At 39.8% G+C, this 17,032-nt stretch carries 16 protein-coding genes; 8 read left to right on the forward strand and 8 right to left on the reverse strand.

Annotation, left to right across the window (positions count from 1 at the left end; genetic code table 11):
* Positions 1 to 22 precede the first annotated feature (22 nt).
* Together LVD47_RS06110 and LVD47_RS06115 are read left to right on the forward strand one after the other, a co-directional pair.
* A complete protein-coding gene (locus LVD47_RS06110) occupies positions 23 to 1,027 on the forward strand; it encodes a phosphotransferase (protein WP_236974676.1) in 1,005 nt (334 codons plus the stop codon).
* The gene (locus LVD47_RS06115) at positions 1,024 to 2,004 is read left to right on the forward strand and encodes a radical SAM protein (protein ID WP_236974677.1); all 981 of its coding nucleotides are present in this window, start codon (positions 1,024 to 1,026) and stop codon (positions 2,002 to 2,004) included. Before LVD47_RS06110 ends, LVD47_RS06115 begins: the two co-directional genes overlap by 4 nt.
* Here the strand turns inward: LVD47_RS06115 and LVD47_RS06120 are convergent.
* From LVD47_RS06120 to LVD47_RS06130, 3 genes are read right to left on the reverse strand one after another with little or no spacing between them, the layout of a single operon-like run.
* Entirely contained in the window at positions 1,983 to 2,639 is a 657-nt protein-coding gene (locus tag LVD47_RS06120) for a ClpP family protease (protein ID WP_236974678.1), read from the reverse strand. The genes LVD47_RS06115 and LVD47_RS06120 overlap by 22 nt on opposite strands.
* Positions 2,640 to 2,646: 7 nt before the next feature.
* Positions 2,647 to 2,922 (reverse strand): hypothetical protein, encoded by a 276-nt coding sequence (locus tag LVD47_RS06125; protein WP_236974679.1) that lies wholly within the window; start codon positions 2,920 to 2,922, stop codon positions 2,647 to 2,649.
* A complete protein-coding gene (locus LVD47_RS06130; protein ID WP_236974680.1) occupies positions 2,903 to 3,448 on the reverse strand; it encodes an RNA polymerase sigma factor in 546 nt (181 codons plus the stop codon). The genes LVD47_RS06125 and LVD47_RS06130 overlap by 20 nt, the downstream gene beginning before the upstream one ends.
* 623 nt (positions 3,449 to 4,071) lie before the next feature.
* Between LVD47_RS06130 and LVD47_RS06135 the strand changes: the two genes are divergently transcribed.
* The 4 genes from LVD47_RS06135 to LVD47_RS06150 all read left to right on the forward strand — a co-directional run bounded on the left by LVD47_RS06135 (position 4,072) and on the right by LVD47_RS06150 (position 7,546).
* Positions 4,072 to 5,055 carry a M20/M25/M40 family metallo-hydrolase gene (locus LVD47_RS06135; protein ID WP_236974681.1) on the forward strand — a complete coding sequence of 328 codons (984 nt, stop codon included), beginning with the start codon at positions 4,072 to 4,074 and terminating at the stop codon, positions 5,053 to 5,055.
* A gap of 268 nt (positions 5,056 to 5,323) precedes the next feature.
* Entirely contained in the window at positions 5,324 to 5,509 is a 186-nt protein-coding gene (locus LVD47_RS06140) for a hypothetical protein (RefSeq protein ID WP_236974682.1), read from the forward strand.
* Positions 5,510 to 5,876: 367 nt separating this feature from the next.
* Positions 5,877 to 6,680, forward strand: coding sequence for a glycine/sarcosine N-methyltransferase (locus tag LVD47_RS06145; RefSeq protein WP_236974683.1), 804 nt, complete (start codon positions 5,877 to 5,879; stop codon positions 6,678 to 6,680).
* A gap of 11 nt (positions 6,681 to 6,691) precedes the next feature.
* A complete protein-coding gene (locus tag LVD47_RS06150; protein ID WP_236974684.1) occupies positions 6,692 to 7,546 on the forward strand; it encodes an SAM-dependent methyltransferase in 855 nt (284 codons plus the stop codon).
* A gap of 9 nt (positions 7,547 to 7,555) precedes the next feature.
* Here LVD47_RS06150 and LVD47_RS06155 read toward each other — a convergent pair whose 3' ends face one another.
* The 5 genes from LVD47_RS06155 to LVD47_RS06175 form a co-directional block, all read right to left on the reverse strand.
* Positions 7,556 to 8,506, reverse strand: a complete 951-nt coding sequence (locus LVD47_RS06155; RefSeq protein WP_236974685.1) for an amidohydrolase family protein — start codon at positions 8,504 to 8,506, stop codon at positions 7,556 to 7,558.
* A gap of 768 nt (positions 8,507 to 9,274) precedes the next feature.
* Positions 9,275 to 10,876, reverse strand: a complete 1,602-nt coding sequence (locus tag LVD47_RS06160; RefSeq protein WP_236974686.1) for a helix-turn-helix transcriptional regulator — start codon at positions 10,874 to 10,876, stop codon at positions 9,275 to 9,277.
* 182 nt (positions 10,877 to 11,058) lie between these two features.
* On the reverse strand, positions 11,059 to 12,747 hold the full coding sequence (locus LVD47_RS06165) for a GMC oxidoreductase (RefSeq protein ID WP_236974687.1): 1,689 nt from the start codon (positions 12,745 to 12,747) through the stop codon (positions 11,059 to 11,061).
* 10 nt (positions 12,748 to 12,757) lie between these two features.
* The gene (locus LVD47_RS06170; protein ID WP_236974688.1) at positions 12,758 to 13,351 is read right to left on the reverse strand and encodes a gluconate 2-dehydrogenase subunit 3 family protein; all 594 of its coding nucleotides are present in this window, start codon (positions 13,349 to 13,351) and stop codon (positions 12,758 to 12,760) included.
* A gap of 6 nt (positions 13,352 to 13,357) precedes the next feature.
* Positions 13,358 to 14,740, reverse strand: coding sequence for an enolase C-terminal domain-like protein (locus LVD47_RS06175; RefSeq protein WP_236974689.1), 1,383 nt, complete (start codon positions 14,738 to 14,740; stop codon positions 13,358 to 13,360).
* A 283-nt stretch (positions 14,741 to 15,023) separates the two neighbouring features.
* Here LVD47_RS06175 and LVD47_RS06180 point away from each other — a divergent pair, with 283 nt between their 5' ends.
* Together LVD47_RS06180 and budA are read left to right on the forward strand one after the other, a co-directional pair.
* Entirely contained in the window at positions 15,024 to 16,028 is a 1,005-nt protein-coding gene (locus LVD47_RS06180) for an aldo/keto reductase (RefSeq protein ID WP_236974690.1), read from the forward strand.
* Positions 16,029 to 16,187: 159 nt separating this feature from the next.
* Entirely contained in the window at positions 16,188 to 17,021 is an 834-nt protein-coding gene (gene budA, locus LVD47_RS06185) for an acetolactate decarboxylase (RefSeq protein ID WP_236974691.1), read from the forward strand.
* Positions 17,022 to 17,032: the final 11 nt, after the last annotated feature.

The following is a 17,032-nucleotide window of genomic DNA, read 5'->3' on the forward strand; positions in this document are numbered from 1 at the left end:
AAGCACCATTTAATACCGGTACATGATACATTTAAAGCACGAAAAAGAGTTTGTAGAAAAATACCTGAAAGCAAGAAAATGGTTACATCCTAAGGAAACAATAGAAGGGCTTGAAAAACCCGGCGATGGGAATATGAACTTCACCTTACGGGTCAAGACTAACCTCCGAAGCTTTATCATCAAACAAAGCCGGGATTACGTAGAAAAGTATCCTTCTGTCTCTGCTCCTGAGACCCGGGCCCTAAGGGAAGCAGAGTTTTATAAGCTTATTGGAAGCAATGAGTATTTAAAAAGTATGATGCCCAATCTTCTACAAGTAGATCCCAATAATAATGTGCTGATGATGGACGATCTCGGTGCCGGAGTAGATTTCACCTATCTATATCGGGACACCGGAAAACTTTCAAAAAGTAAAATTGACGTTCTTACATCATTTTTAGTTGAATTACATTCCTCTATTACCCGGGAAAATTCTCCCACTTATATTTCCAATAAAAAAATGCGAAAGCTCAACCATGAACATATTTTCATTTATCCCTACTTAGCAGATAATGGGCTGGATCTGGATAACATATTACCGGGCCTGAAAGCAGTGGGCGAAGCTGTAAAAGGAAACACCAGGTTGCAAACTGTCCTTCGGGAAGTTGGGAAGATATATTTATCAGATGGAGAGTATCTCCTTCACGGTGATTATTTCCCTGGCAGTTGGTTAAAAACTACAGATGGGATCAAAATCATCGATCCGGAGTTTTGCTTTTTCGGTCCCGTCGAATACGAGATTGGGGTAATGATCGCCCATTTGAAACTGGCCGACCAACCCCGGGAAGTAATTGAATACGCATTGCGGAAATACGCAGACCAACTCGCATTTGACATAGTTTTACAGCAGCAATTTACCGGAGCGGAAATATTACGCAGGATTTTGGGGCTGGCACAATTACCTTTGTCAATCGGGTTGGAAAAAAGGAAAAATTTAGTGGAGGAAGCTATGGAAGGAGTGCTGGGATCAAAGGCTGATTCACAATGAATAGCGAACAACAATTCAATGCCAACCCTTTTGAAAATTACCACTGTATTTATTGGGTCTTCACCCAACTATGCAATGACTTTTGCGATCATTGTTACAACAGCAGCGGTCCAAAGGGAGAACGAATTTCACACAAGGATTGTATGGCTATAATTGACAACCTACCGGGGAAATTGGATCAAATAATCCTGAGTGGTGGTGAACCTTTGGCCGACAAAAAACTGCTATATGCCATTTTAGATAAACTTCGAGAAAAATACGCAAGTAATACTTTCATTACTTTACAATTCAATGGCGATCTGCTTACAAAGGCTATTCTGCAGATATTATTGGACAAAGGTGTCAATCGATTTTCTATCGCCAGTATAGACCGTTATCACAAGAAAAAAGGAGAAAGAAAATCTATACTGGCACAAATGTTTGAAGACCACGGAATAGTATTTCACAAAGGAGCTCCCGAAATTCAAAAACCGTTTTCTGAATTACCACGCACCTACGGGTTTTTCGGTTCCACTGAAGAAATGTGGCTGGGAGGCAATTGGGCCCGGGGCCGGGCCTTTGACAACAACATTTGGAAGAAAGATGGACATTATAATTTTTGTAAACTCCATTCCGGAGCTATTAGTTTTCTTGACTCTACAGACAATAGTGTCATGCAGGAACTGTCTATACAGCTCTGGAAAATCAACCCTTGTTGCCCGGGTACGGTAGAACCAATGGGCGATGCGCGCAAAGAAAAAATTTCTGAAGTACTCCAAAGGGTTTCGTCCTCCAAAGTCATGCAAAAACTTAATAAAGGAAATGCTTACGGCATGGGTGAAAGCATCGGAATATCTGCAGATGAAGGTTTTGAAAGGGCGATGAAATTAGGGAATATTTGTCTATGGTGTGATGAATTCTTTAATCGGCATTTTGATATGAAATCTCAAATACCTAAAAATACAAATACAAAAAATCAATTCTCCGAAGGATCCTGAAGGGAAACCTTGACTTCAGGAATATTAATTCTCAAAATATCATTGGTCTCTCCCAACACCTCATCAATTAACCCCATTTCCAACGCTTCAGGAGCATTCATAAATTTATCCCGAAGAAACATTTCTTCGATTTCCTGCCAGGTATGCCCTGTATTTTTTCCCAATATATGAAACAATTGAACTTGCAACCGTTCCTGTTCTTTTGTCGCAATTCGGACGTCCTCCGTATATCCTTTTGCCCCACCACTGGTCGGATGCATATGGATTGTAGAATGAGAAAGGGCGTACCGCTTCCCCCTGGCTCCTGAAGTCAACAGCGCCGTTGCCATAGACCCCGTAAAGCCTACGGAGACAGTAGATACAGGGGCCGAAATCATTTTCATAGTATCGTAAATAGCCATCCCCGAATAAACACTTCCGCCCGGGCTATGGATGTAAAGGTCAATTTGCTTTTTGGAATCCTGGCTATTAAGGTATAATAATTGTGCAACTATAAGATTAGCCAGTTGGTCATTAATAGCCGAACCCAGAAAGACAATACGCTCTTTCAGTAATAAACTATAAATGTCAAAAGCGCGTTCACTTCGATCGCTATTGTCAATGACCATAGGAATGGTATGTGCTGAAATATTCATTTTACATTTACTTGCTGTTTGAAAATATCTTCAAGATTCTCTTCCTCAACTTGTTGTGCCGATAACTGCTAAAAACTTCCCTGTCAATAGCATTGATTTCCTTTCGAAGTACTTCTCGACCGTATTCTTTTATCAGTTCATAGGATTGCTTTTGCAATTGCAACTTTTCTTTCAATTCTACAGAACCATCAATATTTGTTTCTATTAGAATTCGATCTTCCGGGGATAATCTGTCAAAAATATAATCTTCGATATTTTGCGTTTCACGCCATGAAGTCCTCATATTGTAGTGTTTTTTCCTTTACCGAATTTCTTACCTTTTCCAGACATTTATATTTTTGTACCGTAGCTGATCGCTTACCTGAAAACCCAAATCTGCGGGCCAGTTCTTCCATGTCTACAACATTATCATAGTAATATAATTTTAATAGCTCCAGGCACTTTTTGCCCGATTGTTCAAGCAAAATGAGCATCCTTCCTTTGGAAAAGCCTCCCTTTTTAATCTCGGACTTTTCTGACAATACATCGTGAATATCCATTTTCACATAGCGTTGACTTTTTCGGTATCGATCATACCAAAGATATTTCACGACCCCCATCAAATAAACTACCTCATTGGTTTCCACCTGAAAATGGTTGCTAATCAATTTTTCGTACAATACAATTAATCCGTCCTGGAATATTTCACGGGCATCTTCCAGATTTCCTCCTCTGGCTTGAATAAATGTAGCCACTTCGGGAAAAACTTCGCGATACAATCGCTTAAATAAAACTTCTCGTTCATTCGATGTGGATATATCCTGATTCATCATTCTGCATTTTACTATTACGTGGATCGACAATCTAAAATATCACCCTTTTATCCAATTTTTTAATCAACCTTGGCTAATCAAGGAATCGATTTCTCATTGAATAATCACAAACAGGTAAATGTAATCTCTAAAAACAACCCTAGTGTATGCACCAATACCTTAGAATTTCTATTAAAGTTATTGAAAATTTTTGGGCGTCATACTTACTGTCTTCACCTATCCCTGTGGGCTAATAGGGGTTACGGGAGAAAACAGCGAGCTATATCACGGTTGTTGTTAAATTATTTCTGACTGTTTGCACCCGGAAGGGTGATTCAACTATATGTCAATATTTCTGTGATATAACAAGGCTTCCAGAAACTATAATGGACAATATAGACTTTAATGAGGTCCATTTCCGGATCGAAAGGGCGATAGAAGAAAGCTTGGTGGCTGATTCAAGTTGCTCTCGATTTAGGAAATGACGGTATTCAAAGTACTTATACATTCATGTTGATAGCATGGTTTGAATATTTGTAAGATTCATAAAGTGAAATCTGGATAGGACAATAGGAGTAATTGCGAATTATGTTGTATACACTCGAAACTAAACTTATCTTTGGCAAACTAAAGACTTTGTAATGGAAACAATTTTTATTTCTTTTTTTAAAAAGATTTCTACTTATACATTGATCATATTTACGTCCGTTTCTACCCTCTTTAGTCAGGAAGATATTACTATTACCGAACTCAAAGATCACATTTCATTTTTGGCTTCGGAAGAAAACATGGGAAGGTTCCCAGGTACAAAAGCGAATAAACAAGTCATAAAATATATAAAGAAGGAATTTAAAAGCTCGGGACTTCAAAAAATGAAAGGTGGCTTTTTCCAGGACTTCAAAGCTAAAATACGGGTCAAAAAAGGGGAGGAATCAATGCCCCCTGTAAAGACCTGGAACGTAGTGGGTATGATACAAGGAAATGATCCTCGTTTAAAAAATGAGTACATCGTATTGGGAGCCCATTATGACCACCTTGGGATGGGAGGACCATCGTCCAAAGCACCAGACACCGTAGCGATCCATCACGGGGCCGATGACAATGCCAGTGGAACAGCTGCTTTGATGGAAATAGCCGAAAAACTATCACATAATAATACCTCACTAAAAAGAAGTATCATTTTTGTCGCCTTTGGGGCAGAGGAACAAGGACTGCTGGGAAGTAAGCACTTTGCGCAAAACCCGCCCATACCTGCAGAACAAATAAAATTGATGATAAATATGGATATGGTCGGTCGATTGAATAATCAAAATCATATTTATATGGGCGGGGCAGGCACCTTTCCGGGAGGGGTAGAACTCATGAAAAACAATGCTCCAGATCTGGGCTTAACGCCCATAGTCCACGCGGGAAGTGTGGGTGGATCTGATCACGTATCATTCTACCGGCAACAAATTTCTGTAATTGGACTTCACACGGGAGGACATCCCCAATACCACCGTCCTGAGGATACAGTAGAAAAAATCAATTTTGAAGGTCATCAAAAAGTGTGTGAATATATTTATTCTGCCATTCTGAAAATAGCGGGATCTGACATGCCTTTAACGTTTATTGATCAAGGGTAGTAGCACTCAATACAATATTTCTATCTAACAAAACCACACATCACGGTTCTCGTCATCCCGCAGTTAATGCCCCAAAAGGGATCACTAAGTGACGGGACTGACTGACGATCTTTCCATAAATTGTCATGAGCCCCCGAGTCCTCGGGCTGAAAAGAACCTCATTTTGTTAACTCTTTTAGCCTTATGCCATAGGCATCCCATTGGGGCTAATCTTATTTGTATTTAATTCCGGGTTAAGAAGTATTTTGTCTTTCTAATTCTTCACTGAGTGCCAGTAATTTTCACCAATTCATTGGTTATTAAATCTTTAATTCCAGAAGGTTCATTTGGTTATTTAGGAATTAATCCTTTTATTAAGGATATTGATTTAACCTTAGCTCGAATGATAGTTATAGGTTCAGAGGGATCAGAAGGGAAATATGCAGGGCAGCTTTCTGAAGCTGTATCGGGATAAGCAAAGGGAGTGAACACAGTAGATTCGACTTCTTGATCCAAGCTTGAGAATGTGTATTATGGAGTTATCACATGAAAACAGTGATCTTCTTCCTAAAAAGAGTACTAAATAGTCCACTAGGTATTCGCCCCCTTGGGGTCGAATCTACCTATTCTCAAGTGCTCTGGGTCTTAAAAATTCATCTAACTCTGGTTATAAGAATGGAGAACGAAAATGACATCATTTTCGGGCGATATTATCTCCTTTGGACACTAGCTGCCCATTAAATAAATTTTGATGGTTTGTTTCAGTAATTCAATATTGGTGTCATTTTGTTCGGCAGAACATTGATTGGTAAAATATTATCAAAAATTAAAAAAACTTTCACGTGAGAAAACTCGAAAAGCAAGACTATGGAAGCAACCCCCTTGAAGTCAGGGAAAGCGATCAATATCAATTGGAATACATTGAAAAATTTGCAAAAAAATGGGATGAGCTAATTAATTGGCATGAACGATCCAGGGGTGAAGGTACTTTTTTTATAGATGTCCTAAAGAAAAAAGGGGTAGAAAGGGTACTGGATGTAGCTACCGGTACTGGATATCATTCAGTCCAGTTAATGGAAGCAGGATTCGATGTAGTCAGTGCCGATGGCAGCCCTGAAATGCTGTATCGTGCTTTTGAAAATGGAAAAGAGATGGGACATTTATTGCAAACGGTACAAATAGACTGGAGATGGCTAAATCAGGGAATCCATGAAAAATTTGATGCTGTAATCTGTCTGGGAAATTCATTTACTCACCTCTTTTCTGAGAATGACCGTAGAAAAGCCTTGGCTGAATTTTATTCAGTTCTTCGCCACGATGGTATTTTAATCCTCGACCAAAGAAATTACGACGCAATATTGGATTCAGGATATTCCAGCAAACACAAGTACTACTATTGTGGAAACGATGTAGAGGTTGAACCAGAGTACACAGACGATGGGTTGGCAAGGTTCCGCTACCACTTTGAAGATGATTCTGTGTATTACCTTAATATGTTTCCACTAAGGTGCAAATACACCCAAAGGCTAATGAAAGAAGTTGGTTTCCAACGGATAAATACCTACGGTGATTTTCAGGAAACAGAGAAAAGGGAAGAACCCGATTTTTACATTCACGTAGCGGAAAAAAAGTATTTATCTCAATAATAAACTAAAAGATGAACGAATCAAAGATTCAGGCTGCTGATGTTGCGAAAGATTATTACAATAGTGAGGACGCAGATAATTTTTATGCTACAATATGGGGCGGCGAAGATATACACGTTGGAATTTATGAAACTGAAAACGATAAAATATTTGATGCCAGTAAAAGGACACAAGAGCGAATGCTTTCACACCTTGGTAAAATTTCAGCCAACGACAAAGTCATTGACTTAGGTTCGGGATATGGTGGAGCGGCGCGCTATTTGGCCAAATTATTCAATTGTCGTGTCACAGCTTTGAACCTGAGTGACGTAGAAAATAAAAAGGCGCGCCAACTCAATAAGGAAAAAGGTTATGACAATACAATTGAAGTCATTGATGGTTATTTTGAAGACATCCCTTTCGATGATAATTCTTTTGATATAGCCTGGTCTCAGGATGCATTTTTACATAGCCCTGACCGGGAACAGGTAATCAAAGAAGTCTCTCGAATACTCAAACCCGGAGGGAAATTTATCTTTACAGACCCGATGCAATCCGACCAATGTCCCGAAGGCGTCCTCGACCATATTCTCAGGAGAATCCACTTATCAGCCTTTGGCTCTCCCGGATTTTACGAATCGGAAGGGGCCAAAAACGGACTAAAAATGGTCAAATATGAAGATCTCACTATTCAATTGAGAAACCATTATGCTACCGTACTGAAAAATACGGAGAAGTACGAAGAACAATTGGTCAGCACCATTAGCTCCGAGTACATTGCCAATATGAAATCAGGACTTCGACACTGGGTAGAAGGCGCCGAAGCTGGATATCTGGCTTGGGGCATCTTTTATTTTGTTAGAGAAATTAAACCCCACTCGAAATAATTTTCGGTTTTATTTCTGGAAATTATCTTCTAGCCGGAGAAAGTACACAGCATTATTATAAAAAATATCCCTTTTTTGTCTTTCTGTCAAAAAAGGTGCTTGCTCAATAGCTTCTATCGCTTCCCCAATCTTTTCCGGCCAAACCATTTGGTCCGAACCAAACATTATACGTTTCCCGAGACCAGCCCTGATAAAGGCCTTGAGATAATCATAAAAAGCCGTGCGAGGAATGACCCAGGAAATTGTGGATACATCAGCATAAAGTTGGGGATACTGATACATCATTGCGATCATCTCATCCCGAAAGGGGTAACCGGCATTTTCAACAAAGAGCCTTAACTTCGGATGACGAACAAGAACATCTTCCAGCAGTAAAGGACTGCCTGCACCAGAACGGAAATGAGGCATGTATGGACCGATACCCAAAGTGTGAATGAGAACAGGAAGACCGTGCTCTTCAGCAATAGCAAAATAGGGTTCCAGTGAAGGATCGTTTGGAAGAACACCATTCAGTTGAGCACCGATCTCACCTATGCCACCGAATCGTCCGGTCAGGATGTCTTGTTCTAGTTCCTCGGAAGCAGGAGTTCCAGTTTTAAAAATAAACGGTGAAGCAATAAATCGTTTAGGAGCAGCAGCTTTCCATTGATCTACAGCTGACAGATCCACACCGCTGAGAAACCCCTTGACTATATTGTAGCGGTCCATAATCTCCAATGTTTTTTTCATCAACTCCTTAGAATCAACTGTTGCATGTCCTTCACCTTCACAAGGCACCGGACGACAAATAGCGGGTATCCCCGGAGGTACTTCGTGAGGCATTCCCGTATGCATATGCATATCAATGATAGGGAGCCTTTCCTTGTTCGTGGCTGATGATGGGGTTTGAGCAATTATTTGCATTCCCAATAAGACAAAAGTTAGAACTGCCCCCTGTACTAAACCTGATGGATATCTCATCTTAATATTATTTTAGGCAAACCTACTAATGACAGGAGCTTTATCGCATCGGTGAGATTACCCAATTTTTAACGGTGTAAAAAATGGGTAATTCTACCCATAAATTTAGTGCATCAAACACTAGTGTGAGAAATTCCGGGATATTTTTGCATTCATAAATTTAAAGGTTTTCATATTTTGAGGACATAGTTTAGGTTTTCACCTCACCAATACCAAAAATTATGGCAATATGTCCACACGCTTTTTAATGTGAATAATTTTTTAGTGGGACTCAGTATACCTTACGCAAGTTATTGTAAATCATAATTTCATTCATCCTATTTGCGTGCCCCCAATTTATAATTTTGAGAATAAATGAATACGGCAACTTATAGGTAGGGTCAAGTGGCGAAAATGAAAGAGAATTAATAATCCAAAGTTAGTTGATGGAAACAAATCTAGATTCAGAAGTGGTCAATTGCCCTTTTTATCCCTTTGTCTTGAAACAAAGGGATGAAAATTCAAGACAAAATAATTGCTTTTTCTCATAGCAGGCCCCCGCTCCCACCTATTTTGTCGATTGCCTTCGCACATACCTTGTATTAAAAATAAGTTGAACAATTGTTCTAATTTATGGGTTCGAAGGCCTTGGGTTTCAAAAATTCTTAACGCTTTCACTTCAAGTGCGGGCCGTACCTCTTTCTTCGACCGCATGTCGCCATAGCTATACCGGTGGCACAAATGCTACGAAGAATCATATTTTATTCCAGGTCTGATTAAATGGGCTTATTATTCAAAGATTCCGTGTTTAATAGCGAAAGCGGTAGCTTTCACTCTCGAATTTACTTTGAGTTTATTAAAAATATTACTCATGTGGCGATCTACGGTTCGTTCACTGATAAATAATTCAGAGGCTACGGATTTATTAGTCCTTCCGTAAGTTACATGGCGCAAAATCTGGAGCTCGCGAAGAGTAAGACCATACACATCCCGGTTCTTTCTTTTATTCTCCAATCGCTCTATTCTTTGCAGATCAGGCTTAGCCATAAGCTGCTCATAAGTCCATTTTGTACCAACAAATTCCATATCCGAACTTTCTTTATCCCCCATTTTTCTATAAATGAGACCTTTCACTTCCCGAGTCCGTGCCGTTTCATAAGGCAAGTCCATACTAATCCATATTTCTAGTGCCTTTTCCAGGTGCTCCAGGGCTTGAGTAAAGTCTTTCTCGGCAAAAAGAACGGTTCCCAGCGCATAGGATGACATAGCATAAAGGTAGGGCACATCAAAGTCAAAAGCGATTTCGTTTAATTCTTCGGTTGCCTCACGTGCCTCCCTATTTTGCCCGGCAGCAATCATAATTCGCACCACACCTGGGAGGAGATCGGCCCGAACCATGGGATCCTTAAGTTCCCGTAAATTGTTTCTTATGGAAGTTTCGGCTACATCAATGCGCCCTTGCACCAGACGGAGCAGCGCTAGTCCCGGTTGAGGGTTTCTTCCCCATTTGGCAGCTTTCTTATAACAGCTTTCCGCATTTTCAAATGCACCAAATAACCGATGCAATTCAGCCTGCAAATAATACGCTTCCCCGGTAGCTGAGGGAAGGGAGGTTCTAAATCGGATACATGCCAGTTCCGCTTCTTTCATAGCTTCCGTCCAATCCCCAAATCGCTGCAAAATTTCCGCCCTACGAACCAAGCATTGGCCTCTGAATGGAACGAGGTCAGGCTGTGAATTACACCATTTGCTTAGGGCAGTCGTCCATTCCTTTGCTCTTTGTAAGTCCCACACCTTTCTGCAAATTGAAAGTGCTCCACAGTATACAATTCCCCTGGCAATATGATGTACCTCTTCGCTTTCTACAACTATCATGGCTTCATCGAGTAAGCTAATCCCTTTGTTAACATTTCCCTGGCGAACCATAGCCAGACCATACCCAAATAGTGAAATTGCCTTTAAGTCGGCATCATTACATTGTTCTCCAATTGACACGGCTTGTTCAAAGAGTTTCATTGCTTTCGCAACATTCCCACCGGATAAAGCTCCACGGGCTAATGGAATAAGGAGCAATCCGTATTCTGCACTTTTTTGATCCTCTTTGTCAAGAAGCCTTTTTCCCTTTGTAATCCAACCACTACCGTGCGCCTTGTCCCCCTTGTTTAAATGGATAAACCCAAGCCAAAAAATACACCTGACTGCCTTGTGAATTAAATTTTGAGATAAATAAACAGCTTGTGCACGTTTCATTGCATCAATACACTCCTCTTCCCTACCGGTCAGGTATGCGGATGTAGCTAGAATTTCCAGATCCTCAGGCACCAAAGACTGCACGCGATCAACTTTTGAAAGCCGGGTATAAGTCTCCGTCCAATTCTGTGATCTTTTCATGAATGCCTGTTTTATAGCGTACAATATTTGATACGCTATAAACTACTAAAAATTTATAAGAAATTCTTGTTTAACTACCTGCTATCTATTATTGCTTTTGGAGATATGGGACAGTTCTTTTTACAAAGGATACAAGCACAATTAACCCCATTATAAAGAGTAGATGATTCGCAAAGGCGAATTTATATCTCACCACTCTTCAATTTCCTCACTGCATAATCGCATGCCCTCGCTGTCAATGCCATATATGTAAGCGAAGGACTTTTGTGTCCACAGGAAGGCATAGCAGATCCATCAGTGACAAATAGATTAGGTATATCGTGGCTTTGATTATACCCATTAAGCATTGAAGTTTTGGGATCACGTCCCATTCGCGCAGTACCCATTTCATGTACGGCATCACCGTGAATAGGTGTAGCGTCAGATACCCTGATATCTTTGAGACCAGCCACTTCAAGGAGTTCCTGGATCTGCGCCTTCATATCCTTACGCATCTCAAATTCATTTTCCTTGAATTCAGCTGTAATCCGCAAGGTTGGTAGGCCCCATTGGTCCATATTATTATAGTCCAATTCGACTTTATTGTCGTGATAAGGCAAACATTCACCATACGCTGAAAGACCAAATCGCCAGGGTCCTTGCTGTACTATTTTCTCCTTGAGTTCTTTACCTATTCCCGCCTGATTAAAATTCAATCCACCTCTGGAAGCACCACCCCATATACCAAATCCTCTAAGGTAAGAAGTTTCTTGCTTGTGAATATTTCGAAAACGTGGAATAGTTACACCACTTGGCCGGAATCCTCGATATGTTTTATCTTCAAAACCTTCAAAATGACCCGAACCACTTACATTTTTGTGATGGTCCATTAAATAATGCCCCAACACTCCACTTGAATTGCCCAATCCATCCGGGAAACGATCAGATGTAGATCGCATTAATAATGCTGTAGAGGGCAATGTCGAAGCACAAAGAAAAATCACTTTTGCTTTGAATTCCATCTCTTCTTTGGTAACAGCATCAATGACTCGTACGCCGGATACTTTATTAGTATCTTTATCGTAGAAAATGGATTCTACTATAGAATGAGGACGCAATGTCATGTTTCCTGTATCATGAGCTGCAGGCAATGTAGAACTGTTACTACTAAAATAGGCACCAAAAGGACACCCCCGATGACATAAATTCCTGTTTTGGCATTGTGACCGGCCCTTGAATTGTCCGGGCTCTACTTTTGTCAAATGAGCTACACGATTAGGTATCATTTTCCGATCCGGATAATGAGATTCAATCCTTTTCTTTATTTCCTTTTCGGTGCAATTCATTTCCAGGGGCTGCAAAAATTGCCCATCAGGAAAATCGTATATTCCTTCTTTGCTGCCACTTACACCAATAAACTTTTCTACATAGTCATACCAGGGAGCTATGTCTTTGTACCTGATGGGCCAATCCACTCCTACTCCATCCCGTTTATTTGCTCCAAAATCTACATCACTCCATCGATAAGACCCCCTACCCCATAACAAAGACTTTCCCCCTGTTTGGTAACCGCGGAACCATAAATATGGTTTGTCTTCCGGATTGGAATATGGGTGATCGATATCTTTGACAAAAAAATGTTTTGACGCTTCGCTAAAATTGTATTTTTTGCTTTGGATAGGATATTCTTTCCTGGTTTTGGGATCGTCGTATTTTCGATACTTGAATTCCCATGGCGCCATATTGGTAGTGGGATAATCCTCCAGGTGTTTCACCTCCCTTCCCCTTTCCAGAACCAGTGTTTTAAGTCCTTTTTCAGTTAATTCTTTTGCTGCCCATCCCCCAGTCATTCCAGAACCAATCACTATTGCATCGAATGTATTTATAGCCATTTTTATATTTTTACATATGATTTCCTATAGTAATAAGTGGTTCTTCCGGTGCCTCTATACACGCTTTATACTCTCCAGGTACTGGTGCATAATCGAGGTTTTCAGTTACCCCTTTTTCCGAAGTAAAATATGCCATAAGGACGAGGCCTTTTATCGACTTATAGTTTTCCAGTAGATCATTTTTAAACTTACCAACTTCCCCTTTTCCATAGGCCGCATTGTCCAGTTTTTGTATAAATAAAACTTGTTCTTCTGCAGAAAGATTAGAAAAAGGATGGTGACCGCTATCCGGAATATAGTTTTCGATTTCTTTTAATCCCTTTTGGACCTGATTTGATAACTCAGAATCAAAAATTTCTGCCACTAATAGATCTATAAACTCCGGCACTTTGGCATCTGAAGCCGAAGCGGATTTCGTGCCGGGAATAATGATATCCGATAAAATGGTTAATGTTGTAAATTGGGACAAACTCAATGCCACAGGTAGTCCATCTTGAGGAATATCAGAATCATTGCACCCCTGAAAAAAAACCGAAATTGCAGGGGCAAACACCCCTGCCCCGATAATCCGGGAAGTATTCTTAAGTGCTTGTCTACGATCCATAATGCATTATTTAAATAGATTTGTATAGTGTTTAGAATCCTTGAGGATTCCACCGCTTTTATTATAAAAACCCTCCGTTATTTCAAAAACTCCGTTGTTTACGTGCGTCCAGGATTCGTCTCCTTTCGGATGATATCCCTGCATCGTAGACCAATTTCGGTAATTTTGGTGTCCATTGGTTTCGAGCAACCCTACATCCACACCCGGAAGCGGATGTAACCGGGCAGCTACAGACTTATTCCAATCCACTAAAACCGGATTAACAGTAAGATCTGCACACAAACACGGAATTTCTTTTTCGTACGCCAATTGAGCAATCTTCAGAGTCATACTAAGGGTTTTCGCAATCGGTTTTAAGGCAATCGCCGTATACCCCATTTCAATTTTTTTCAAGGCGTCTTCATAGGTATGAGCACTTTCATCTGCAGCTATCCTGTAATCGATATCCGAAACATCTATATCCAAATCTTCATTAATCGGTTCTTCTACAATAGCGACCTGATCCTTTGCTCCAATTTTTTCACAATGATCCAAAAGTTTCAACAATGCTTCTTTCGACTCGTACCTTCCGTTAGCATCCAGATAATACCTGATTTTCCCGTCCTTGGTATTATTGGTGCGCGCGTCACCAATCAAGGAGTGAATTAAAGTCATCCGCTCCATATCTTTTTCTACCATCTCTTTCTGATCCCCCGGGTAACCAATTTTCACTTTGATGAAAAAATAGCCGTCTTCAACGAGAGATTTAATTTCATTTTCAGATGTTGAGTAAGATATTGAAGGTATGCTTGCCACTTTCTTGTGCTGATAAGATAGTGCCGGACTATATTCTTTGGGTAACATTTTGTCGAAAGAACTCAAGTTGTTTTGACGAGCATATAATACCCAGGCCGCATTATCTACTGACACCAGTGCATTCAGTGCAAAGGTTTTCCTCAAATCTTTATTCTCGGTAATCTTTACACCATATTCATATACCTCATCCAATATGTCGTCTACCATTTCTATGGGAGAAGCATAGGACTTTCCCTCAATAAGCTGTATGGCTTTTGTCGTCAAGTTATACATAAGAGAATTACTCCCTCCTTCAGCCCACTTACCTGCTACCCTGGAATCTGACCACAACGGGCTTTGCACCCCGAGACCTATTCCGGATTGACCATTGCCTTCTAATTTGGATACTATCTGCCATAATCGTGTAATATACCCTCCTTTAAAACCATAAGAATGAATCAGCGGCTCTCGTTCAAAGGTAGAGAATACCTTTTCAATTTGCAATCGTCTTTTCGGGAGAATATCAACAGGATTGAACAACTGGGGTCCCGTAATAATACCACCGGATAAAATAGCAGAACTTTTCAAAAAATCTCTTCGATGTATTTTTTTCATTCAATAATTTAAGTAAATTCAATAATTATGTTGTGGTTTTTTGAAGGGAAGTTTTGCAATTTCAGGAATTAGCCATTTCTTTTGTAACAATGCTACTAACGAATAGAGTTGCAAAAAACTATACCAAAGGCTAAAAATACTATTATTGAGACTAATCACAAAATAGCTTTCTTAATTTTCATTGATATAAGTCTCAATTAAGATTTTTAAATATATTCAGTTTTCCGGGAAAACCATTCGTAATAAATCTAATAATTAAATTATAAAACTAAAAATAGCTTTAATGCAATATCGTAATCTCGCTAACACAAATGAAAAATTATCAGCCATTGGATTGGGATGCATGGGCATGAGTTTTGCTTACGGGCCCAGGGACGACGAACATTCCACAAAAGTACTTCACGAAGCCCTTGAATTGGGAATTAATTTCTGGGATACGGCTGATATGTATGGCCAGGGCCACAATGAAGAACTCGTTGGAAAAGTCATTAGGTCGAACAGGGAAAAAGTTTTTATTGCTACTAAATTCGGTTTTCGGTACAATAAAGACTTTAATCCCAAGGATATGAAAACGTACAAAACCTATTTTGACGGGCATCCCGAATATGCCAAAGAAGCCTGTGAAGCAAGTCTAAAGCGTTTGGGAATTGATACCATCGATTTGTATTACAGTCATCGGGTTGACCCAAATATACCAATAGAGGAGACCGTCGGGGCAATGGGAGAGCTAGTCCGGGAAGGAAAAGTTCGGTACCTGGGATTATCCGAAGCTTCTTCCAACTCTTTACAAAAAGCCAATAAAGAGCATCCTATTTCAGCATTACAATCTGAATATTCACTCTTTACACGAGATATTGAAGGCGAAATTTTACAAACATGTAGAGATCTGAATATATCCATTGTTCCATATAGCCCATTAGGCAGGGGATTACTTACCGGTAATATCACAGAAGCACCTGAAAGTAAAGATGATTTCAGGGTAAACTTACCCAGGTTTCAAAAAGAGTCTTTAGAGCAAAACCTGAAACTCGTAAATGAACTAAAAAGGATTGCCCATGATAAAGATTGTACCCCATCACAATTGGCAATAGCATGGTTACTACACCAGGGGAATGATATTTTACCCATACCGGGAACCAAGAAAATAAAATATTTACGTGAAAATGCAGAAGCTGTCGATATAAAATTAACAGTAGAAGAGTTGGAAAAAATAACTGATCTTTCTGATAACATTACAATCGCAGGGGAAAGATATTCTGAAGGTGCAATGAAATTGATAAATAATTAGTCTCTATACCTCGATGGTTGAAAGGAGGAAAGGGAATTCATTGAAAGTTTTTTTTTGCCAGGGGCATCCTTCAGGAAAAATCTATTAATGGACTACAAAAGGCAAGTTTAAACAAGCTCTATGTGGTTTTATTTCTAAAAATTTAAGGCTTTATAAATTATGTTCAAATCCTCTGTTACATCAAAAATATATTCATTGTTGTGCTTATTTACCCTGGCATGTGGATCACATGAAAATACAGAAAATAAAGAACTAATAAGCCACCCTGTTGACTCTGATTACAATGACTACCTGTATCAATATTCCATCATTGATGCACTACTGGCGGGTGTATATGACGGAACGATGACTTTTGGCGAAATCAAATCGAAAGGTAATCTCGGTTTAGGTACTTTTAACAGGATTGACGGGGAATTATTTATGAACGATGGAGAAGTTTTTAAAATAAGGTATGATGGATCGGTACACCCTGTAAATGATTCCGAACAAACACCGCTTGCATTTGTCAAACACTTTCAACCCGACACCATTTTTGAATGGAGCGGAAATGCAATAAACTACGAGCAATTCGAAGAATGGATTGGGAATAATTTGCATTCAAACGAATTATATGCTATCCGCATTTCGGGTCCATTTTCCCGGATGCATACCCGGGCTCCTGCCCCAGCCCAAAAACCCTACCCGCCTTTAGTAGACTATCTGGCTGACAATCAACATGAATTTACATTTGAAGAAACGCTTGGCGTTGCAGTAGGTTTTTATTTACCGGAATACATTGACAGGATGAATGTTCCCGGATTTCATTTTCATTATCTTTCCGAAGATCAGCAGTCCGGAGGCCACATATTGGATTTTGAAACGAACCGTTTAAAAGTTGAAGTCGACAAAGCTTCAGGAGTGATCCTTGAAAATATGGATAATCGGGATTTTTTAAATGCAGACCTCGTCAAAGACCGGGGAAATGAAATGAATACGGTTGAAAGGGGGAGATAATCTAAGATTAA

Source organism: Membranihabitans maritimus, assembly GCF_021729145.1.
GTDB lineage: Bacteria > Bacteroidota > Bacteroidia > Chitinophagales > Saprospiraceae > Membranihabitans > Membranihabitans maritimus.